This is a genomic window from Nocardia sp. NPDC052112 (assembly GCF_040680135.1).
Lineage (GTDB): Bacteria > Actinomycetota > Actinomycetes > Mycobacteriales > Mycobacteriaceae > Nocardia.
This window is the reverse complement of the sequence record NZ_JBFAWD010000042.1, coordinates 1-19,964: the sequence shown is the minus strand read 5'-3', so window position 1 is coordinate 19,964 and position 19,964 is coordinate 1. Positions and strand designations below refer to the sequence as shown.

Genomic DNA, 19,964 nt, shown 5'->3' with positions numbered 1-19,964 from the left:
CAGCTGGCAAGATACCGTGCGTTACTTCACCGCTTTCGGCGGGTGCCGCGAACAATCATGAATTCTCGGTGACCGCAGTCGTGAGGCCGAGGTGGGCGGTGGCGTCCAGGTCGTCGGCGACCGCGGCCAGCTTGCCGCGGATCGCACCGACCGCGTCCGCGCCGAGTGCCAACCGCAGCGGCGGTTCGGCCATGCTCAGCACCGCCACAACGGCCGCGGCGGCCTTCTCCGGATCGCCCTCTTGCTGCTGATCGCTGTCGGCGAGGTTGCCACGAGTGCTGCCGACGGTGTCGGCGTAATCGGCGATCTCGGCGCTCATGCGCAGCGCCGGTCCGGCGAAAGAGGTTCGGAAGGAACCGGGTTCGACGATCAGTACCCGAATCCCGAGCGAACTCACCTCGGCGGCCAGGGCTTCCGAAGCCAGCTCCAGCGCACCCTTGGCGGCGGAGTATGCGCCGACACCCGCGAACGACAGAAAGCCGCCCATGCTGCTCACCTGAACGATTGCGCCACTGCGTCGTTCGCGCATCTGCGGCAGCACCAGCCGGGTCAGGTTCAGCGGTCCATAGAACATGACCTCCATGACATCGCGCAGTTCCGCGTCGCTGGTCTCCTCGATCGCACCGACAATGCCGTACCCGGCGTTGTTCACCAGCACATCGATGCGCCCCGCGGCCTCGACGGCGCGGCGGGCGGCATCGGCATCCCGAACGTCCAAGGCGACCACCGTGATCCGACCCGGATTTGCGGCGACTACCTCGTCCATCGTCTCCGGCCGTCGCACCGCCGCGATGACATCGTCGCCTGCCGCCAGCGCCGCCCGCACGAACGATGCGCCGAATCCGCTATTGGCTCCGGTGATCAGCCAGCGGCGCGAAGTAATATCTGCACCCATGCGGACAACCTTGCCATCCGCCCCGATCGCCCTCCAGTCGGGCGGAAACAAGAAACCGGCGCGAGTCGCACCGGTTCCCCTGTAGCACTTGCTAGTTCGGCATCACTTCAGCTCGGCGCTGGTCTTGCCGAGGACGCGGCGGGCGACGATGAGCTGCTGGATCTGCTGGGTGCCTTCGAAGATGTCGAGGATCTTCGAGTCACGACCCCACTTTTCGAGCAGTGTGCGCTGGGAGTAGCCGATGGTGCCCGCGAGTTCGACGGCCTTGAGGGTGATATCGGTACCGGTGCGGCCCGCCTTGGCCTTGGACATCGAGGCTTCGAGGGAGTTCGGCTTCTTATTGTCGGCCATCCACGCGGCGCGCAGCGACAGCAGGTACGCCGCCTCGTAATCGGCCTCCATCCGCAGGAATTCGGCGGCGGCCGCGGGCTGGTTGTTGGCCGGGACGTCGTAGGACGGTTCGATGCCCGCGTCCTTCAGGATGGCGCGCAACTCCTCGAGCGCCGCCCGCGCGACACCGACCGCCATCGCGGCGACGAGGGGTCGGGTGTTGTCGAAGGTCTGCATGACCCCGGCAAAACCCTTCTCCACGTTGACTTCCGGGCTGCCGAGAATGTTGTCCTTCGGAATCCGGCAGTCCTGCAACAGCAGTACGGCGGTATCGGAGGCCTTGATGCCGAGCTTGTGCTCGAGCCGGGCCACCGAAAGTCCGGGAGCATCCCGCGGCACGACGAACGACTTGATCGCCGCACGGCCGAGGTTGCGGTCCACCGAGGCCCACACCACGATGTGGGTGGAGCGCTGGCCTGCGGTCACGAAGATCTTCTCGCCGTTGAGCACCCACTCGTCGCCGTCGAGTACGGCGGTGGTGGTGACGGCGGCCGAGTCGGAGCCGAAGGACGGTTCGGTGATGGCCATCGAGGCCCATACCTTGCCGAAGCGCTTCAGTTGCTCATCGGTGGCGACGGCCGCGATGGCCGCATTGCCGAGACCCTGGTAGGGGATCGACAGCATCAGGCCGACGTCGCCCCAGGAGGTCTCCAGCGCGTTCAGCAGTGCGGACATATTGCCGCCGTTGGAGTTTCCGAGCAACTCGGTGGCATGCTCGTCGGCATCGGAACGACCACCGGCCGCGCCGCCGATCTTCTGGGTGCCGGAATCGGCGAGGCCCTCGACCATGGCGGCCATGGTGTCCAGCTCGACCGGGTACTCGTGCTCACCGAGGTCGTACTTGCGCGAGATCGGCCGGAAGATTTCCTGGGCGACCTGATGGGCCTGGTTGGCGCTGGCCCGCAGCTTCTTGGGGAGTTCGAGATTGATCATGGTGATATCTCCTGGAAGTAAGGAATCAGCCGGTCAGACGAGCACGACACCTTCGGCGACGCCGATGGCCCGCAGATCGCGGTACCAGCGCTCGACCGGGTGTTCCTTGGTGAAGCCGTGGCCGCCGAGCAGTTGCACGCCGTCGAGGCCGATCTGCATGCCCTTGTCGGTGGCGAGCTTGCGGGCCAGTGCCGCTTCGCGGGCGTAGGAAAGCCCCTGCTCCGCGCGGGACGCACCCCGCAGGGTCACCAGCCGCAGGCCGTCCAGTTCGATCGCCATATTCGCGACCATGAACGCCACCGCCTGGCGATGCGAGATCGGCTCGCCGAATGCCTCGCGCTCGTTCACATACGGAATCACGTAATCGAGCACGGCCTGTCCGGTGCCGATGGCCAGCGAGGCCCAGCCGAGCCGGGCCAGGCGCACCGCGTCGGCGTACTCCTCGGCACGGGTCATGGCATCGCCGTCGCCGAGGATGGCGTCCGTGCCGACGGCGACATCGTTGAGCAGCAGGCGACCGAGGCCGGCGGCGCGCAGACCCATGCTCGGATCGGTCTCCACGACCAGACCCTGGCTGTCCGACGGCACGATGAACAGGGCGGGGCGGCCGTCGAGTTCGGCGGCCACGATGAACAGTTCGGCATCACCCGCGGCCGGGACCAGGCTCTTCACACCGTTGATGCGGTAGCCGCTTGGGACGCGGGTCGCCTTGGTCTGCAGGGCGAACGGGTCGAACAGGGCCCGCGGCTCGCTGATCACGACCGAGGCCTGCGGCACATTCTCGCCGGTGAAGGCGGGCAGATAGGTCTGCTGCTGTGCATCGGTACCCCACTGGGACAGGGCGATCGCCACACCGCTCGGCGCCAGGATCGGCAGCGCCAGCCCCATATCGCCGTGTGCGAGCGCCTCCGCGACCAGCGAGTTGGTGACCGCGCCGCGCTCGGCGGCCGCGCCTTCCAACTCCTCGGGCACATTGATCAGGGTGATGCCGAGTTCGGCGGCGCGCTCGAACAGGTCGCGCGGCGCCTTGGCGGCGCTATCGGCCTCATAGGCGGCCGGACGCAGGATCTCCGCGGCGAATTCCCGCACCGTCTCGACGATCATCTGCTGCTCGTCGCTCGGGGTCAGGTCGAAGAAGTCCTTGGTCTTGGACTCGTTGTCCGCCAAGCGTTTCGGCGCGCCGCCACCGGCGACCCTGCCGAATGCGCGGGTGGCGGCACCGAGCGTGCGGAAGCCGGTCTTCGTGCCTTCGTAGGTGACCCGCTCGATCGGCTTGCGCAGGTTGTACTTCTCGGCGAGCTCCGACCCGGTAAGGGTCGTCATCACCCGCATTGCCGCGCCCATCCAGTCCCGTTTGGGGTGGTTCAGGCCGACCGCGGACGTGTCTGGACGTCGCTTCGTTGCGCTGTCTCGAGTGCTCATCATCACCTGGTTTTCTCGGGTGGGTGGGTGAGGTCTGTTCCCCGGCTATCTTACTCCTGAGTAAGACTATCTTACTCCAGAGTAAGAAGTGCGTCGAGGTGCAGAATACGTCGCCGAACTGTGTCAGGCTGGACAAGTGCCCACAATCGCGGGACGACAGCTGTCCGTCGTCGCTGTGCTGTTCGCCGCACTACTCACCGCATTCGCCACGCGCTACGGCTATCACCGGGACGAGCTGTACTTTCTCGCAGCGGGCAGACATCTGGATCGGGGCTACCCCGATCAGCCGCCACTGACCCCACTACTGGCCCGCGCGATGTCGGCAATCGATGCCGATTCGTTACTGCTGCTGCGGCTTCCGTCGATCGCGGCGGCGACCCTTGTTGTTGTTACCGCGGGGCTGATGGCCCGCGAACTCGGCGGTGGTCGCGGGGCCCAGGTGTTGGCGTCGGTTGCCGCCGCGAGTGCTGCGATGGTGCTGGGGATAGGTCACCTGCTGAGTACCGCGTCGTTCGATATGGCGGCGTGGATGTTGGTATGTCTGCTGGTGCTGGTATTGCTGCGCGACCCGCAGGGCTGGGGGGTCGACCGAACCGGGCGGCGACCCGAGGTGGATGCGGGCCGGGGCATGCGTGGTGGTCGTGCGATGACGGACGGGCGCGAGGATTCGGGTGGGGGTTGTGCAGTGCTGAATGAGCGCACAGGAATGGCTGGTCGGTCGGCGTCGACATTGCGCGGGGGTACGGGCGGTCGTGACGTGGCGGAAGCGCATGGGGGCCGACTGGCGCCGAATGAGCGTGCGGGTGCGAGTGGTCGTGCGGTGGCGGATGAGCGCGGGCGTGCGGGTGGTCGGGTGGGGTTGGGTGGGCGCGCCGGTATCGGTGGGTGGTGGCTCGGGGTGGGGCTGGTTGTCGGGATCGGATTGCAGAACAAGGTGCTGCTGATCTTCCCGGTGGCGGCGCTGGTGCTCGCGCTGGTGCTCGTCGGCCCGCGAAAGATATTCGCCACCGGATACTTTCCGATGGCGGTCGGGCTGGCGCTGGTGATCTGGCTGCCATATCTGTGGTGGCAGTGGCGCAATGGCTGGCCGCAGTGGGACATGAGTCGGGCGATCGCGGGCGGATCCTCCGGAACCTCGGATTCACCGGTGACGTTCGTGCTGGCGCAATTCGGGCTGATGGGTCCATTGCTGGTGCCGCTGTGGGCATTCGGGCTCTGGCGGCTGTGGCGCGATCGGCGTCGGCGCGCATTTCCGGTCGCGTATGCGGTGCTGTTCGTCGTATTCCTGGTCAGCGGCGGTAAGGCGTATTACCTGGGCGGGATGTATCCGGTGCTGTTGGCCGCCGGTGCCGTACCGGTCGCCGCCTGGTTGGGTAGTCGGCGAATCCGTTGGACGGCCGTGGGTTCGGTGATCGCGGTGAACGCGATGGTCTCGGCTGTGCTGTTCCTGCCGGTATTACCCGTGGCGGTACTGAAGGATTCACCGGTCCTCGCGATCAACTACGACGCCGGCGAAACCATCGGCTGGCCGCAATTGGTGCGCCGAATCGCCGAGGTGCGGGCGACGCTCGGACCCGATATCGCCATCTTTACCGACAACTACGGCGAGGCGGGCGCTATCGAACGCTTCGGCGGCGAGTACGGACTGCCGACTCCGCACAGCGGCCACAACTCCTACTGGTGGTGGGGCCCGCCCGGTGATACAGCCACCGCGGTCATTACCGTCGGCCTCGATCGTGACCACCTGACTCCGTATTTCGCCGAAGTCGAACCCGCCGGTCGGATCGACAACGGTCTCGGCATCGACAACGACGAACAGGGCCGACCGCTGTTCATCTGTCGCAAACCGCGAGTACCCCTGTCCGAAATGTGGCCTGCGGCGAAACATCTGAGCTGAACGGTCCGGATGAAGCCATCCACGAGCCCGACCGCAACGAAGACCGATCGACGCCTATCTACATAGGTGCCGTCCACAGTGCTCGGCTATGTCTTTCCGTCGAGGCTGATACCGCTGCACATGTAAGGAGATGTCATGGTTCTTCGCATTGTCGATCAGCTCGTCTCCGGGGTTCTCAATATGATCGCCATGTTGTTCGTTCCGTGAGTCGTGTTGCCCGGGGCGGCCGGTCCGTCCCGGGCAACATTCCAGCGCGGCTGTTAGGTTGTGCCGCATGGCAAGACGGCCGCGGAGTCGGCGACTGAGCACAACACTGCTTACCGCGGCGATTACCGCGGGCATCATCTCCGGAGCGACCGCCGGCGCGGAGCCGCCCGCCGGGTCGTGCGCGGAGGGGTGGGACGTTACGACGATCGTCAGCGGGGTCGGGAATCTGGAGAATCTCGATACCGACGGGGCCGGCGGTTTCTATGTCACCGGAATCGTCGATGGTTACCTGGCTCATATCGATGCCGCGGGCAGGTTCGAGAAACTGGTGACCGGTCTGGATCATCCGGCAGGCGTACGGGTCGTCGGACGGTCCGTGTACTTCGTCACCGGCGATGGTGTGGCGGAGGCGCCGGGCACCTTGCGGCGCTATGACATCGACACCGGCGCGCTGACGATTCTGCTCACCGAGCTGAACGGTCCGAACGGACTGCTCGAATTACCCGACGGCGACCTCGTATTCGCCACCATCGGCATCACCGGCCCGCCGACCGGCATCTCGCGGTATCGGCCGTCGACCGGGGAGTACACCAAGACCTGGTCCAACGTGCCGTGGTCCAATGGGCTGGCGCTCGCCCCCGACGGTAAGTCGATCTACACCGACAATATGACGCTGCGCGTTTTCCGCGTCCCGCTCGACGATCCCGACAATCCGACGGTCGTCGCCGGCGCTCCCGATCTGGTTGCGCTGCCCGACGATATGGAAGCGACCCGCGCGGGTCAGCTCTTCGTCGCCGATCACATCCAAGGCGCGGTCTACCAGCTCGACCCGGCCACCGGGACTGGCTGCACAATCATCACCGGGCTGATCAAGCCCGGCCCGCTGCGCAATCCGCCAGACGGTGCCACCTCCGTGCGCATCGCTCGGGACGGTGACGGGTGGGCGCTGTTCGTGACGAGCATGGACGGGACGCTGCGTCGCATGCGTCCGCCCGCAGGCATCGACCTGACTCCGGCCGATTCGAGGCGATAGAAAGAGACCGTGCCCGAACCCGACTCGCTTGCCCCCGAACCCGCACCGATGATCGTGGCCACTCCGGCCGATGCCGACGACATCGCCCAGCTGCGTGATCGCCTCGCGCAGTGGATGGTCGACAACGGCATCGGCCAATGGCTGCCCGGCGAATATCCCGCCGCGACGGTGGCCGAGGAGGCCGAGCGCGGCGAATGGTTCGTCTGGCGCGACAGCCCGGAGATCCTGGCCGCCGCCGTCCGCATCGTCTGGCGCGACCCGGAATTCTGGGGCGAGGACGATACTCCGGCGGGCTACATCCACGGGCTCATGGTCGCCCCCGAATTCCGCGGCAACGACCTCGGCACCCGCATCCTGCGCTTTTGTGCCAACCGCACGCTGGCAAACGGCATCCCACTACAACGTCTGGACACCGCCGCCGACAACCCGGTCCTCCGCAAGTACTACACCAACCAAGGCTTCACCGAAGTCCGCGAAACCGAACTTCCCCCGCAATTCCACGGCACGACCCACGTGGTGCTGATGGAGAAGTCACTGAGCATGCACTGATGGCAATGGCCGCTCGACATCAGTACATGCTCGAGGCTCAGTTCAGGTGGGTGAGGACGGCGTCGTGCAGAAGGGCGTTGGTGGCGATGGCGTCGCCGCCGTGTGGGCCGGGCACGCCCGAGAGGGAGGTGAAGCGGCCGCCCGCTTCGCGCACGAGGATGTCGAGGGCGGCCAGGTCCCACAGGGAGACTTCGGGTTCGGTGGCGATATCGACCGCGCCCTCGGCGAGCAGGCAGTAGGTGAAGAAGTCGCCGTAGCCGCGGACTCGCCATACCGCGTCGGTGAGGTCGAGAAACTTCTCGCGCAGACCGCGCTCGCGCCAACCCGACAGACTGGAGAAGGCGAGGCTGGCCGAACCGAGATCACCGACCGCGGAGACCGAAATCGGTTTCGCCGCCGCGGAATCGACGCTGGCCCAGGCGCCGGAACCGGTCGCCGCCCACCATCGCCGCGCCAACGCGGGCGCACTCACCACGCCGACCACGGGAACGCCGTCGTCGAGCAGTGCGATCAATGTCGCCCAAATCGGCACCCGTCGCACGAAATTCTTGGTGCCATCGATCGGATCGATCACCCACTGCCGTCCGGTGAACTCGACGTCACCGCCGAACTCCTCACCGAGCACCGCATCCCCCGGCCGGTCCTGCCCGAGGACCTGGCGTATCGCCTTCTCCACCGCCAGATCCGCATCCGAGACCGGCGTCAGATCCGGTTTCGCATCGACCCGCAGATCCAACGCCCCGAACCGCCCCCGGGTAATCCCATCGGCCTCATCGGCCAACCGCAGCGCAAGTTCGAGATCGGAGGAGTATCCAGCCACCCCCGAACCCTATCGTCCGCCCGCTGTCCCGCCCGACGCCTCCCCGCTGCTGCGTGAGCAGTGCCCGTCTCGCATAGGTCGGACCGCATGCGGGCGGTCAGTGCTTATGCGTCGACCTCGGCTGCCGGCTACGCGACGGCGGGGATGGAGCGGGCGGCCGCGAGGGCACTCGCCCACCAGTGGAGTTGGTCGAGCATTTCCTGCGCGGCCGCGGCGGGTTCCGTCGGGTCGACGAGTTTGCCTTCGCCGTCGAAGAGCAGGTAGTAGCGAGGAAAACTGACGTAGTTGCGCACGGTGTGGGCGTTGAGTTCATTGAAGACCTGCCGCAGGTGTTCGATGGCGAGCAGACCGCCGCTCGCGCCGCTGTAGCCGACGAAACCGATTGCCTTGCTGTCCCATTGGGTGAAATGCCAGTCGATGGCGGCCTTCAGCGCGGCCGGGTAGCTGCGGTTGTAGTCCGGGGTGAGGATGACGAATGCGTCCGCCGCACCGAGCCGCTTGCTCAGGTCGATCATCCCGGCCGGGCGTTGCGGATCAGGCTCCATTGCCGGGGAAACGGCGGGCAGCGCCAATGGCAGGTCGGCCTGCGCCAGATCGATCAAGTCGATCTCGAACCGTCCGTGCCGGGCGGCCTCCTCGACGAACCAGTTGGCGACGGTCGGTGCGAAGCGTCCTTCCCGGACGCTGCCGATGATCACCGCGAGCTTCAAGGACATGGTGTTCTCCTTCGATGTCGAATTTGTTCGAGTCCCAATCTGCGGCCCGGCATCGCGACCAGGAAGACCGCGCGAAGAGTGGTAGTGGCAGGGACACCCTCGGCGCCGACCGCGCTTGTACGGTCGAGGAGTGAGCGACAACGAGTTGGGGCTTTTCCTGCGCACCCGACGGGAGGCGGTGACACCGGCCCAGGTCGGTCTGCCGACCGGGCCGCGCCGCCGAACCCCCGGCCTGCGTCGCGCCGAACTGGCGACCTTGGCCGGTGTGAGTGTCGAATACATCACCCGCCTCGAGCAGGGGCGCGACCGGCGACCCTCACCGCCGGTGCTGTCCGCACTCGCCGATGCCCTCGCCCTGACCCCGAGCGAACGCATCCACCTGCACCGTCTCACCAAGAGCTCCGATCCGGGTTTCAGCTGTATGGGCGGTGCGCAACCACCGCGCGAGGTGCGCCCAGCGGTCCGCGCCGTTCTCGATCGCCTGGAACCCGCGCCCGCGCTGGTCGTCAACCGATTGCGCGAGGTGCTCGCCTGGACCGAGGGCTATCAGCGCCTGATGGCGCCGATCGGACTGCTCGACCACGAACACCGCGCCAATCTCGCCCTGTTCGCCTTCACCGACCCGCGGGCCCGCACCGCCTATCCCGACTGGGACCACGTCGCCGACGAACTGGTCGCCGCATTGAAACAGGGCCCGTTCCGCACCGACCCGCATATCGCCGCCCTGGCCGACGAACTCACCGTCGCCGCCGGTGCCGAATTCACCCGCCGCGTCGAATCCGTCCCCAGCCTCGCCGCCGCCACCGGCACCACCCGCCTCACCCACCCCGCGGCAGGCAATCTGCGCCTCACCTACGAAACCCTCGAACTCTCCGCCGACGACGATCAGCAGCTCATCGTCTACCTCCCCGCCGACGACGCCACCGCCGCCGCCCTCGACTCTCTCGCCGGTCGCCGCCCCGGCGGGCTGCGAGCGGTGTCCGGCTGAGGTCGGCACCCCCACACCACCGCGTGTTTCATCGTCTTCACCCCGCCCAGTAGGCTTGAGCATCGTGCATCCTGACGTCTCCGCTGACCTCGCCGAACTCGACGCCACACTCAAGACCGTCGAGTCGGTCCTCGATGTCGAGGAGCTGCGTCGACGGATCGATGAACTCGAGCACCAGGCCGCCGACCCCGATCTGTGGAACAACCAGGAGCATGCGCAGCAGGTCACCAGTGAGCTGTCGCATGCCCAGAGCGAGTTGCGCCGGGTCGAGGAACTGCGCCAGCGCCTCGACGATCTATCCGTGCTGTACGAATTGGCCGAGGAAGAAGAGGGCGAGGCCAGAGTGGCCGCCCTCGCCGACGCCGATGCCGAGCGGGCTACGCTGCACAGCGATGTGGAGGCCATGGAGGTCCGCACCCTGCTCTCCGGCGAGTACGACAAGCGTGAGGCGCTGGTCAATATCCGCTCCGGCGCGGGTGGTGTGGATGCCGCCGACTGGGCCGAGATGCTGATGCGCATGTACATCCGCTGGGCGGACCGACACAAGTACACCGTCGAGGTCTACGACACCTCTTACGCCGAGGAGGCGGGCATCAAGAGCGCGACCTTCGCGGTGAAGTCGCCATATGCCTATGGCACCCTCTCGGTGGAAATGGGCACGCACCGCCTGGTCCGGATCAGCCCGTTCGACAACCAGGGCCGCCGTCAGACCTCCTTCGCCGAGGTCGAAGTGCTACCCGTGGTCGAGACCACCGACCACATCGAAATTCCCGAGGGCGAGGTCCGGGTCGATGTCTACCGTTCGTCGGGTCCGGGCGGCCAGAGCGTCAACACCACCGACTCCGCGGTGCGGCTCACACATATCCCCACCGGCATCGTGGTGACCTGTCAGAACGAGAAATCCCAGCTGCAGAACAAGATTTCGGCCATGCGGGTGTTGCAGGCGAAGCTGCTCGAGCGCAAGCGGCAGGAGGAGCGCGCCGAGATGGATGCGCTCAAGACCAACGAAGGTGCCTCCTGGGGCAATCAGATGCGCTCCTATGTGCTGCACCCGTACCAGATGGTCAAGGATCTGCGTACCAACTATGAAGTCAACAATCCGACTGCCGTGCTCGACGGCGATATCGATGGTTTCATCGAATCCGGAATTCGTTGGCGGATGCGAGAGCAGGCGAGCTAGTTGGACGTACCCCAGGCTTTCTCCACGTCCTCCGATATCACCACCTGGCTGCGGTCCTCGGGTCTAGAGATCATCCTGCTGATCCTCGGCGCGGTGCTGTTCAGCCGCTTCGCGACCTTTGTCCGGGATCGGATCACCCGCAGGATCGACGCCGGATTCCGCAGCAGCGACGCACTGGTGCGTACCGAGGCGGCCAAACATCGGCACGCCCTGGCACAGGTGGTCACCTGGGTGCTGCTGACCGTCGTGTATGTCCTCGTCGGCATGGAGGTGCTGCGGCGGCTGGGTTTCGCGGTCACCGGTCTGGTCGCGCCCGCGGCGGTGCTCGGTGCCGCACTCGGCTTCGGCGCACAGCGGATCGTGCAGGACATCCTTGCCGGATTTTTCCTGATTACCGAGCGGCAGTACGGATTTGGTGATGTGGTTCGCATCGCGGTCACTGGATCCGCGGAGCAGGCCGAGGGTACCGTCGAGGACGTCACGCTGCGCATCACTACATTGCGCAATGCCGACGGTGAGGTGATCACCGTGCCCAATGGCCAGATCGTCAAAGTGACGAATCTGTCGAAGGATTGGGCGCGTGCCGCGATCGATGTTCCGGTTGCGGCCAGCGTCGATATCACCAGGATCAACGAGATCCTGCACGAGGTCGGTACAACGGCGTACGAGGACGGCAGATTGAAGCCGCTGCTGCTCGACGAGCCCACCGTGATGGGCGTCGAAGATCTGACAGTGGACCAAATGAATATTCGGATGGTTGCCCGAACATTGCCAGGCAAACAGTTCGAGGTCGGTCGCGAGTTGCGGGTGCGAGTCGCCGCGGCATTGCGCCGGGAGGGAATCAGTGAGACCGCGTAGATCCACGGCGATCCTGATGGCATCATGGATCGCCATTTTCGTGCTGTACCTGTTCGTCAAGCCCGAGCAATCGACTGTGACATCGCCCGAGAAACTCAACATTGTTCCCGCGGTGTTGAATACGGCTACATCCGGCCAATAGCGATTGCTTGCGGGTCGCTCGACCACGATGTTCCGACTGGACGCACAACGGTTGCTGGTTACACTGGCTAGCCGTGATCGCTATGCGGAACGTGACCAAGTCGTATCAGACCTCGACGCGACCCGCGCTGGACAACATCACCGTCGATGTGCGCAAGGGCGAATTCGTCTTCATCATCGGCCCGTCCGGTTCGGGCAAGTCGACCTTCATGCGACTGCTGCTCAAGGAGGAGGCCCCGACCGCGGGCGAAATCCGGGTCGCCGACTTCCGGGTCGACCGGCTCCCCGGGCGGAAGGTGCCGAAGTTGCGTCAGCGCATGGGTTGTGTCTTCCAGGACTTCCGGCTGCTGCAGCAGAAGACCGTCGCCGAGAATGTGGCGTTCGCCCTGGAGGTCATCGGTAAGCGGCGCCAGTTCATCCACCGGACGGTGCCCGAGGTGCTGGATATGGTCGGGCTCGGCGGCAAGGCCGATCGGCTGCCGCATGAACTGTCCGGTGGTGAGCAGCAGCGCGTCGCGATCGCGAGGGCCTTTGTGAACCGGCCGCTGGTCCTGCTGGCCGATGAGCCGACCGGCAACCTCGATCCCGACACCAGCGGCGACATCATGCTGCTGCTGGAGCGGATCAACCGCATCGGTACCACCGTGGTGATGGCCACACACGACAATCACATCGTCGACGCGATGCGTAAGCGAGTGGTCGAGTTGGACCGGGGCCGGCTGATCCGCGACGACGCGATCGGCGTCTACGGGGTGGGCCGGTAATGCGCGCTGGATTCCTGCTCAACGAGGTCCTCACCGGTCTGCGTCGCAATGTGACGATGACCATCGCGATGATCCTGACCACCGCGGTATCGCTGACCATGCTCGGCGGCGGTCTGCTGGCGCTGCGGATCGCGGACAAGACCCAGAACTACTTCATGGATCGGGTCGAGATCCGGCTCTACCTCACCGATCTGGTTTCGGCGACCGACCAGGACTGTTCGCTGAATCCGTGTCAGCAGCTGATGTCGGATCTGAAGAAGACCGACGGTGTGGTGTCGGTCCAGTTCGTCAACAGCGACGAGGCGATGAAGGAAGCCACCGAGGTGACCTTCAAGGATCAGCCCGAAATGCTGGACATGATCAAGGACACCCGGCTGCCCGCGTCGTTGCGCGTGAAGATGACCGATGCCGATCAGTACCCGCGGATCTACCAGTCGTTCAACGGTAAGGACGGGATCCAGAGCGTACTCAACGACAAGGACACCGTGGACCGTTTGGTCGGGGTGTTCGACGGCCTGCGGAATGCGGCGTTCGGGTTGGCGGCACTGCAGGCATTGGCCGCGCTGCTGCTGATCGCGAATATGGTGCAGATCGCGGCCTTCAGCCGCCGCGAGGAGGTCGGCATCATGCGGATGGTCGGTGCGACGCGCTGGTACACGCAGTTGCCGTTCCTCCTGGAAGCGGTGGTCGCGGCCCTGGCCGGGTCGATTCTGGCGGTTGTCGGGTTGTTCCTCGCGCAACCATTGGTGGTGAATCGTGGTCTCGGCGCGCTGTTCAGCAGCAATGTCTTCCCGCACCTCACCGGCGAGGACATCGCACTGGTGTCCTTGACCATTGGGCCGCTCGGTATTCTGTTCGCCGCGATCACGGCCTATGGCACATTGCGCTACTACGTGCGCGACTGATCTGATGGCCTCGCATGTACCTTGTGCGAGGCCGTCAGCGGGTATCCGATGACCTGGCCGTGCGGTGATCGAAATCGAGTTGTCCACATGTGGGCAACTCGGCGGGTCACCTGGTATCCGCGCCGATATGGGGATTCCGATGTCCGACCGCACTCGTAGGATGGGCCGCGTGGAATCTCCCGATGCTTTCGCGGCTGTATTGACCGACGGCGCCCCGGTCGCCGAATCCGGTGCGGCACAAGAGGTTCTACGCCGGGTGTTCGGCTACGAGAGCTTTCGCGGTGATCAGCGGGAGATCGTCGAGCAGGTGGTCGGTGGCGGGGACGCACTGGTGCTCATGCCGACCGGTGGCGGTAAGTCGCTGTGCTATCAGGTGCCCGCGCTGGTGCGGCCGGGCGTCGGCGTGGTGGTGTCACCGCTGATCGCCTTGATGCAGGATCAGGTGGACGCGCTCAGCGCGCTCGGCGTGCGCGCCGGATTCCTGAACTCGACGCAATTCCCGGATGAGCGGCGGATGGTCGAGGCGCAGTTCGTCGCGGGGGAGTTGGATCTGCTGTATCTCGCGCCCGAGCGGCTGCGTCTGGAGTCGACCGCCGCCCTGCTGGATCGCGGCAAGGTGGCGCTGTTCGCCATCGACGAGGCGCACTGCGTATCCCAGTGGGGCCACGACTTCCGGCCCGACTATCTGGGCCTGTCGATGCTGCACGAGCGCTGGCCGGAGGTGCCGCGCATCGCGCTCACCGCGACCGCAACGGCGAAGACTCGCGACGAGATCATCGAGCGCCTCGATCTCGGCTCGGCCCGACGTTTCGTCGCCAGCTTCGACCGGCCCAATATCCAGTACCGGATCGAACCCAAGAACCGGCCGGACCGGCAGCTGCTGGAATTCATCACGACCGAGCACGCCGGGGACGCGGGCATCGTCTACTGCCTGTCGCGTAATTCCGTCGAGAAGACCGCGGCCTTCCTGACCGAGAACGGTGTCGAGGCGGTTCCGTATCACGCGGGCCTGGATTCGCGTACCCGTGCCGCCAACCAGGCGCGGTTCCTGCGGGAGGACGGCCTCGTCGTGGTCGCGACCATCGCCTTCGGCATGGGCATCGATAAGCCCGACGTGCGCTTCGTCGCCCATCTCGATCTGCCCAAGTCGGTCGAAGGCTACTACCAGGAGACCGGGCGCGCGGGTCGCGACGGGCTGCCGTCGACCGCTTGGATGGTCTACGGACTCGCCGATGTGGTCCAGCAGCGCAAGATGATCGACTCCTCCGACGGCGACGCCACCCACCGCAGACAACTGCAGCTGCATCTGGACGCGATGCTCGCGCTGTGTGAAACGGTGTCCTGCAGGCGAACTCAGCTACTGGCCTACTTCGGACAGTCGGGACGGCCGTGCGGTAACTGTGACACCTGCCTGACCGCGCCGGAATCCTGGGACGGCACGGTGCCCGCACAGAAAGTGCTCTCCACGGTGCTGCGGCTGAAACGTGAACGCGGACAGAGCTTCGGCGCGGGCCATATCGTCGACATATTGCTCGGCAAATCGAATCCCAAAGTGCTGCAACATGCTCACTATGAGCTGAAGGTCTTCGGCATCGGCACCGATCTGCGCGATGTCGAATGGCGCGGTGTCATAAGGCAACTGCTCGCACAGGGATTACTCGCCGTGCACGGCGACTACGGCGTGCTCATCCTCACCGAGGCCAGCAACGAGGTGCTGTTCGACGGCCGGGAAGTGCTGTTGCGCCGCGAACCGGAGCGTGCGGTCAAACCGGCCAGGACACCCAAGGCGGCCAAGAGCAAATCCCCGGCTGCCGACTTGGCTTCCGCGGACGTGCCGGTCTTCGAGAAGCTGCGTGAATGGCGGGCCGCGACGGCCAAGGAGCAGGGTGTACCCGCGTACGTCGTATTCCACGACGCGACGCTCCGGGAGATCGCCGCACGCAAGCCCGCGAGCCTGTCCGAACTCGGGACGGTCGGCGGTGTCGGTGAGAACAAACTGGCCAAGTACGGCGAAGGAGTACTCGCCGTCCTGGCCGGACAGTGAGGAGCAGGGTGAACGACAGTCTGATCGGGCGGCGCGGTTTTCTGGCGGTCGCGGCCACCGCCGCGGCCGGTGTATCGCTGGTCGGGCTTTCGCCCGCCGAGGCGGTTCCGGTCGCCGGCGGCGTCACCAAATTCGACTTCCCGACCGGCCGCAATGTGCGGGTGCTCGTCACCGGCGATGCGGGCACCGGCACCCGTACTCAGTGGGCCGTCGCCGATGCCATGCGGGATTACCATCGCCGCCAACCGTTTTCGCTCGCCCTCGGCCTCGGGGACAATATCTACGAGAGCGGACCGAACAGCGCGGTCGATGGTCAGTTCGCGGACAAATTCGAAGACCCCAATGCGGGACTGGATTTCCCGTGGCTGATGGTGCTCGGCAATCACGACAACAGTTCGGTGCTCGGCGGCGACGGCGGCTGGCTGCTACGCGGCAACAGCGAGGTCGAATACCATGCGAATTCGCCGCGCTGGTGGATGCCGAGCCGGTACTACTCGGTGCGGGTACCCGAGCAACAGCCGGTGGTCGAATTCTTTGTGCTGGACGTCAACCCGCTCGCCGCCTATATCCCGCCGCTCCTCGATCCGTACTGGGCGGTCGACGGTCAGTTCATGAACGAGCAGCGCGCTTGGCTCGACCGCGCGATCGCCGAATCACCCGCGCAGTGGAAGATCGCCGGTACCCACCATCCCTACCTGAACAACGGTCCGCACGGTGACGCGGGCCGCTACGAGGGGCTGGCCGTGGCACCGATCAACGGCATCCACGCGAAGCAGTTCTTCGAGGACCATGTCGTCGGCAAATGCCACTTCATCCTCTCCGGACACGATCACTCGCTGCAGGTACTCGAGCCGACCGCGGCATCGAAGGGCACCCGTCAACTCGTCTCCGGCGCGGCCGCGAAAACCGTTGCCGCGGAACCGAAGCTGAATTCCGACGGCTCCGGCAACGCGGCTCTGTTCGAGAACTATCACGAACTCGGCTTCATGGTCATGGACCTCACCGCGAGCACCGTCGACCTCACGGTGGTCACCGTCGATCTCGCGAGCGGAGGTGCCGACGCGGCGTTCACCCGCCGAATTGCCTGAATCGCAATGAAATTGCCCGGCATCGAACCGGTTCGGCGGCTACCGTGCACGCTATGGCACACGGTGATGGCCCCACCGACGACGGGCCCGACCTGGGCAGCTCACCGTCCACGGACCCTGGCGATCCGCCGCCGTATCGGCGCGGCACCCACGACCCCGCGGTGGATTCCACATGGCTGCGCCACCGCCCGCCGCCTCCGCCGCGTCCGCGCGGTGTGCCACGTATGACCACGGTCTTGCTGATCGCGGCCTTCATCGCGGTGTTCGTGCTGTACCTCGCGGTCCGGCCGGGTGGCTAGCGGAACAGGCGCGGAATAAACCGGTTGCCCGGTCACTTACAGTTGACCGTTATGAAGGAGAAGGGGCGCAAGGTCATCGCGACCAACCGCCGGGCGCGGCACAACTACACGATCCTGGACATCTACGAGGCCGGGATCGCGCTGGTCGGTACCGAGGTCAAGAGTCTGCGCGAGGGTAAGGCCTCGCTGGTGGACGCCTTCGCGACCGTCGACAACGGTGAGGTGTGGCTACGGGGTCTGCACATTCCCGAGTTCAGCCACGGCACCTGGACCAACCACTCGCCGCGCCGGGTGCGCAAACTGTTGCTGCACAAGCGCGAGATCGAGCGGCTGGTCGGCAAATCGCGCGAGGGCAACCAGACATTGGTGCCGCTGTCGATGTACTTCTCCGACGGCAAGGTCAAGGTCGAACTCGCGCTCGCCAAGGGTAAGCAGGACTACGACAAGCGACAGGATATGGCCAAGCGCACCGCCGAGCGTGAGGTCACCCGGGAACTGGGGCGGCGGATCAAAGGCATGCGTTGACCGCTGTTCTACTGGCGCTGCTGGCCGCGGTCGGCTACGGCGTGAGTGATTTCTTCGGTGGTGTCGCATCGCGGCGGGTGACCGCCCTGCGCGTCGTCGTCGTCTCCTATCCGATGTCGACACTGTTCGTCCTCGTGCTGTTACCGCTGATCGGTGGCACCCCGGACACCGCATCGATGCTCTGGGGCCTGGCGGCCGGTGTGGCGAGCGGCTTCGCGGTGTGGTGGTTCTATGCCGCGCTGGCCAGCGGCCCGATGGCGGTGGTGTCGCCGCTGACGGCCTTGTTGGTCGCGGGTATTCCGGTGCTGGTCGGTCTGGTGATAGGCGAGCGCCCCGGCCCGCTGGCGGTCGCTGGCATCGTGTTCGCGCTCGGCGCGGTGTACCTGGTGAGCCGCGAGTCGCCCGATGACGTCACCGAGGAGATCACCGGCGGGCGTGAGCTGCGTTTCACCAGGAAAGTCGCGATGCTAACCATCGGCTCTGGCGCCGCCTTCGGACTCGCTTTCGTCTTCCTGCACGAAACCCACGCGAGTGCCGGGGTCTGGCCGCTGCTGGCCCAGCGCGGCGCGGCAAGTCCGATGGTCTGGCTGATCGCATTATCAGCTGGGGAGTTCCAGCCGTTGCGTGGTGAACCACTGCGGTTGGCCGCCTATGTCGCGGTGCTGGACACCATCGCGAATGCGGCATTGCTGTACGCCTTCCACGGTTCGCTGCTGTCGTTGGTGAGCGTCATCGGCTCGCTGTACCCCGCGGCAACTGTCCTGCTGGCGATGGTGCTGCTCGGCGAGCGGGTCGGCCGCCAGCAGCGGGTCGGGATGGTGCTGGCACTCGCCTCGGTCGGGTTGATCGCGGCGGCGTGATCGCGTTTTCCCTCGACCATCCAGTGCTCGACCGAGATCGAGACGCACTCGTGGCGGAGCGTTCCGGGCCGAGGACGCCATGGCTGCACCTTGATCTTGGTCCGGCTCGGGTAGCAGGGCTGGCCTGCCTCGGGGGCGACCGGATATCTGCAGGTCGGGCCCGTGATTCGCGCCGCGCGGATAATGGAATGAACACGGCATGGCCGAGTGTTAAAGTAACTAGCCCGACAAGGTGTCGGGACGTACGGGGCTGAACGGTTTCGACTGCGTACGTAGATTTAGGGGAAGCGTGTCGGTGCAGGCAAGAGACCACCGTAAGCGTCGTTGCAACCAATTAAGCGCCGATTCCAATCAGCGCGAGTACGCCCTCGCTGCCTAAGTAGCAGGCGTCTCTGTCAGTCCGGGTTCGTCCCTCGACCCGGGTACTGGCATCAGCTAGAGGGAATTACCGTCTGACTCGGTCGCGGAGCCGGGCGGGACATCCAACAGCGACTGGGATCGTCATCCGAGCTTGTTCGCGAGACCCGGAGATCCAAGCAGAGACCTAGCGAACTGCACACGGAGAAGCCCTGAAGACGCGGCGGAGGACCCGGGTTCGATTCCCGGCAGCTCCACGAAGGCCCTTCACCTGTTACGGCAGGTGAGGGGCCTTTTTCATGCGCTGACTGCCTCAAGAATCGGCGCTGTGCCCACATTTTGACCACATTCCGCCGCAGCCTTCCGAAACACCAGGTCAGGGTCGGTTTTCAACCGGGCCTGAGCTGTTTTGTTTGGCCCGGCGCAGTGGGCGTGGCTCTTCGCCGGCCGGCACCGGGCCGCCCCGAGGAATCCGGTTGCGGCGCCCGAGAATGGTGATGAGCGTGGCTATCTCGTGCATGCGATCGACGTGTGGACCGAGCAGCAGATACCGCAGCACCGTCAGGGGCACCGAGACGCTCGGATCGGTGATCGATCGCATCGCCGACGCCCAGGTTCGTGCCGATACCGTGCTCATGACCTACACGAACGCCGGAGACCCTCGTGTGCACGCCGCGTGGTTCCGACTGGCGGAGCCGGTCGACGGATACAACGACCTGGCCGCGCAGGTGGTCGACGGGTGCGGCGCCGGAACCGGCGGGGGAGGGCTGCCGGCACCCGACGCCTGCCCATTCAACTCGGCAGCCGACGGTCGCTTCCACGCGCGCGGGAGATTGCGCGATTCTCAGTATTCGTTCAACGGAGCAGAGGGGGGGAAAGTGACCGGTAGAGCCACCAAAGAACGGTGGAAGGGGCCAGGCCGCCAAGCCGCTTCGTCGGCCGGTATGGCGAGCCGGATCTCGGGCAGCGCATCGAGAAGCTGATCGATGGCGTCCTTGGCGATCAGGTAGGCCAGCGACTGCGCGGGGCAGGCGTGTGGGCCGATGCCCCACGCCAGATGCGAGCGATTGCCTGTGCGATTCTCGGTCCGGAT

Annotated in this window: 19 protein-coding genes, 1 other RNA gene and 1 pseudogene; 14 read left to right on the top strand and 7 right to left on the bottom strand. The window is 65.7% G+C overall.

What is annotated here, in order from left to right:
• Positions 1–55: 55 nt before the first annotated feature.
• The 3 genes from AB0L58_RS40840 to AB0L58_RS40830 form a co-directional block, all read right to left on the bottom strand.
• Positions 56–895, bottom strand: a complete 840-nt coding sequence (locus AB0L58_RS40840; protein WP_364396343.1) for an SDR family NAD(P)-dependent oxidoreductase — start codon at positions 893–895, stop codon at positions 56–58.
• Between the two features lie 102 nt (positions 896–997).
• On the bottom strand, positions 998–2,218 hold the full coding sequence (locus AB0L58_RS40835) for an acyl-CoA dehydrogenase family protein (protein WP_364396340.1): 1,221 nt from the start codon (positions 2,216–2,218) through the stop codon (positions 998–1,000).
• 33 nt (positions 2,219–2,251) lie between these two features.
• Positions 2,252–3,643: an acyl-CoA dehydrogenase family protein gene (locus AB0L58_RS40830; RefSeq protein WP_364396338.1), complete on the bottom strand. Its 1,392-nt coding sequence runs from the start codon at positions 3,641–3,643 to the stop codon at positions 2,252–2,254.
• Positions 3,644–3,776: 133 nt separating this feature from the next.
• Here AB0L58_RS40830 and AB0L58_RS40825 point away from each other — a divergent pair, with 133 nt between their 5' ends.
• The 3 genes from AB0L58_RS40825 (at position 3,777) to AB0L58_RS40815 (ending at position 7,326) form a co-directional block, all read left to right on the top strand.
• A complete protein-coding gene (locus AB0L58_RS40825; protein ID WP_364396335.1) occupies positions 3,777–5,537 on the top strand; it encodes a glycosyltransferase family 39 protein in 1,761 nt (586 codons plus the stop codon).
• 274 nt (positions 5,538–5,811) lie between these two features.
• Positions 5,812–6,777, top strand: a complete 966-nt coding sequence (locus AB0L58_RS40820; protein WP_364396332.1) for an SMP-30/gluconolactonase/LRE family protein — start codon at positions 5,812–5,814, stop codon at positions 6,775–6,777.
• A 9-nt stretch (positions 6,778–6,786) separates the two neighbouring features.
• Complete coding sequence (locus tag AB0L58_RS40815; protein WP_364396329.1) at positions 6,787–7,326, top strand: GNAT family N-acetyltransferase; 540 nt, start codon at positions 6,787–6,789, stop codon at positions 7,324–7,326.
• Positions 7,327–7,363: 37 nt separating this feature from the next.
• Here the strand turns inward: AB0L58_RS40815 and hisN are convergent, their stop codons facing one another.
• Both hisN and AB0L58_RS40805 read right to left on the bottom strand, forming a co-directional pair.
• Positions 7,364–8,146 (bottom strand): histidinol-phosphatase, encoded by a 783-nt coding sequence (hisN, locus tag AB0L58_RS40810; RefSeq protein ID WP_364396326.1) that lies wholly within the window; start codon positions 8,144–8,146, stop codon positions 7,364–7,366.
• Between the two features lie 128 nt (positions 8,147–8,274).
• Complete coding sequence (locus AB0L58_RS40805) at positions 8,275–8,862, bottom strand: NAD(P)H-dependent oxidoreductase (protein ID WP_364396323.1); 588 nt, start codon at positions 8,860–8,862, stop codon at positions 8,275–8,277.
• A 130-nt stretch (positions 8,863–8,992) separates the two neighbouring features.
• On the opposite strand from AB0L58_RS40805, the gene AB0L58_RS40800 reads away from it, so the two are divergent.
• The 11 genes from AB0L58_RS40800 to ssrA all read left to right on the top strand — a co-directional run bounded on the left by AB0L58_RS40800 (position 8,993) and on the right by ssrA (position 19,131).
• Positions 8,993–9,850: a helix-turn-helix transcriptional regulator gene (locus AB0L58_RS40800; protein ID WP_364396320.1), complete on the top strand. Its 858-nt coding sequence runs from the start codon at positions 8,993–8,995 to the stop codon at positions 9,848–9,850.
• 64 nt (positions 9,851–9,914) lie between these two features.
• Entirely contained in the window at positions 9,915–11,030 is a 1,116-nt protein-coding gene (prfB, locus tag AB0L58_RS40795) for a peptide chain release factor 2 (RefSeq protein WP_364396318.1), read from the top strand.
• Complete coding sequence (locus AB0L58_RS40790) at positions 11,031–11,888, top strand: mechanosensitive ion channel family protein (RefSeq protein WP_364396315.1); 858 nt, start codon at positions 11,031–11,033, stop codon at positions 11,886–11,888.
• A 215-nt stretch (positions 11,889–12,103) separates the two neighbouring features.
• Positions 12,104–12,793 carry a cell division ATP-binding protein FtsE gene (ftsE, locus tag AB0L58_RS40785; RefSeq protein WP_364396312.1) on the top strand — a complete coding sequence of 230 codons (690 nt, stop codon included), beginning with the start codon at positions 12,104–12,106 and terminating at the stop codon, positions 12,791–12,793.
• On the top strand, positions 12,793–13,698 hold the full coding sequence (ftsX, locus tag AB0L58_RS40780) for a permease-like cell division protein FtsX (protein ID WP_364396309.1): 906 nt from the start codon (positions 12,793–12,795) through the stop codon (positions 13,696–13,698). Before ftsE ends, ftsX begins: the two co-directional genes overlap by 1 nt.
• Before the next feature lie 169 nt (positions 13,699–13,867).
• A complete protein-coding gene (gene recQ, locus AB0L58_RS40775; protein WP_364396306.1) occupies positions 13,868–15,742 on the top strand; it encodes a DNA helicase RecQ in 1,875 nt (624 codons plus the stop codon).
• Positions 15,743–15,750: 8 nt separating this feature from the next.
• Positions 15,751–16,830: a metallophosphoesterase gene (locus AB0L58_RS40770; protein WP_364396303.1), complete on the top strand. Its 1,080-nt coding sequence runs from the start codon at positions 15,751–15,753 to the stop codon at positions 16,828–16,830.
• Between the two features lie 53 nt (positions 16,831–16,883).
• Positions 16,884–17,129, top strand: a complete 246-nt coding sequence (locus AB0L58_RS40765; protein WP_364396300.1) for a hypothetical protein — start codon at positions 16,884–16,886, stop codon at positions 17,127–17,129.
• Positions 17,130–17,180: 51 nt separating this feature from the next.
• Positions 17,181–17,654 carry an SsrA-binding protein SmpB gene (gene smpB, locus AB0L58_RS40760; RefSeq protein ID WP_364396297.1) on the top strand — a complete coding sequence of 158 codons (474 nt, stop codon included), beginning with the start codon at positions 17,181–17,183 and terminating at the stop codon, positions 17,652–17,654.
• Positions 17,651–18,514, top strand: a complete 864-nt coding sequence (locus AB0L58_RS40755; RefSeq protein ID WP_364396294.1) for a DMT family transporter — start codon at positions 17,651–17,653, stop codon at positions 18,512–18,514. Before smpB ends, AB0L58_RS40755 begins: the two co-directional genes overlap by 4 nt.
• Positions 18,515–18,760: 246 nt before the next feature.
• Positions 18,761–19,131: a transfer-messenger RNA gene (ssrA, locus tag AB0L58_RS40750) on the top strand.
• Positions 19,132–19,247: 116 nt separating this feature from the next.
• On the opposite strand, the gene AB0L58_RS40745 is transcribed toward ssrA, so the two are convergent.
• Positions 19,248–19,472, bottom strand: a complete 225-nt coding sequence (locus AB0L58_RS40745) for a hypothetical protein (RefSeq protein ID WP_364396291.1) — start codon at positions 19,470–19,472, stop codon at positions 19,248–19,250.
• 243 nt (positions 19,473–19,715) lie between these two features.
• A pseudogene (locus AB0L58_RS40740) lies at positions 19,716–19,964 on the bottom strand (cytochrome P450); the annotation flags it as partial.

What these genes read in the sequence shown, in the direction of transcription:
- AB0L58_RS40840 (WP_364396343.1), bottom strand. Translation starts at nt 895, where the DNA reads ATGGGTGCAGATATTACTTCGCGCCGCTGGCTGATCACCGGAGCCAAT.
- AB0L58_RS40835 (WP_364396340.1), bottom strand. Translation starts at nt 2,218, where the DNA reads ATGATCAATCTCGAACTCCCCAAGAAGCTGCGGGCCAGCGCCAACCAG.
- AB0L58_RS40830 (WP_364396338.1), bottom strand. Translation starts at nt 3,643, where the DNA reads ATGATGAGCACTCGAGACAGCGCAACGAAGCGACGTCCAGACACGTCC.
- AB0L58_RS40820 (WP_364396332.1), top strand. Translation starts at nt 5,812, where the DNA reads ATGGCAAGACGGCCGCGGAGTCGGCGACTGAGCACAACACTGCTTACC.
- AB0L58_RS40805 (WP_364396323.1), bottom strand. Translation starts at nt 8,862, where the DNA reads ATGTCCTTGAAGCTCGCGGTGATCATCGGCAGCGTCCGGGAAGGACGC.
- ftsX (WP_364396309.1), top strand. Translation starts at nt 12,793, where the DNA reads ATGCGCGCTGGATTCCTGCTCAACGAGGTCCTCACCGGTCTGCGTCGC.
- AB0L58_RS40765 (WP_364396300.1), top strand. Translation starts at nt 16,884, where the DNA reads ATGGCACACGGTGATGGCCCCACCGACGACGGGCCCGACCTGGGCAGC.
- smpB (WP_364396297.1), top strand. Translation starts at nt 17,181, where the DNA reads ATGAAGGAGAAGGGGCGCAAGGTCATCGCGACCAACCGCCGGGCGCGG.
- AB0L58_RS40745 (WP_364396291.1), bottom strand. Translation starts at nt 19,472, where the DNA reads ATGCGATCGATCACCGATCCGAGCGTCTCGGTGCCCCTGACGGTGCTG.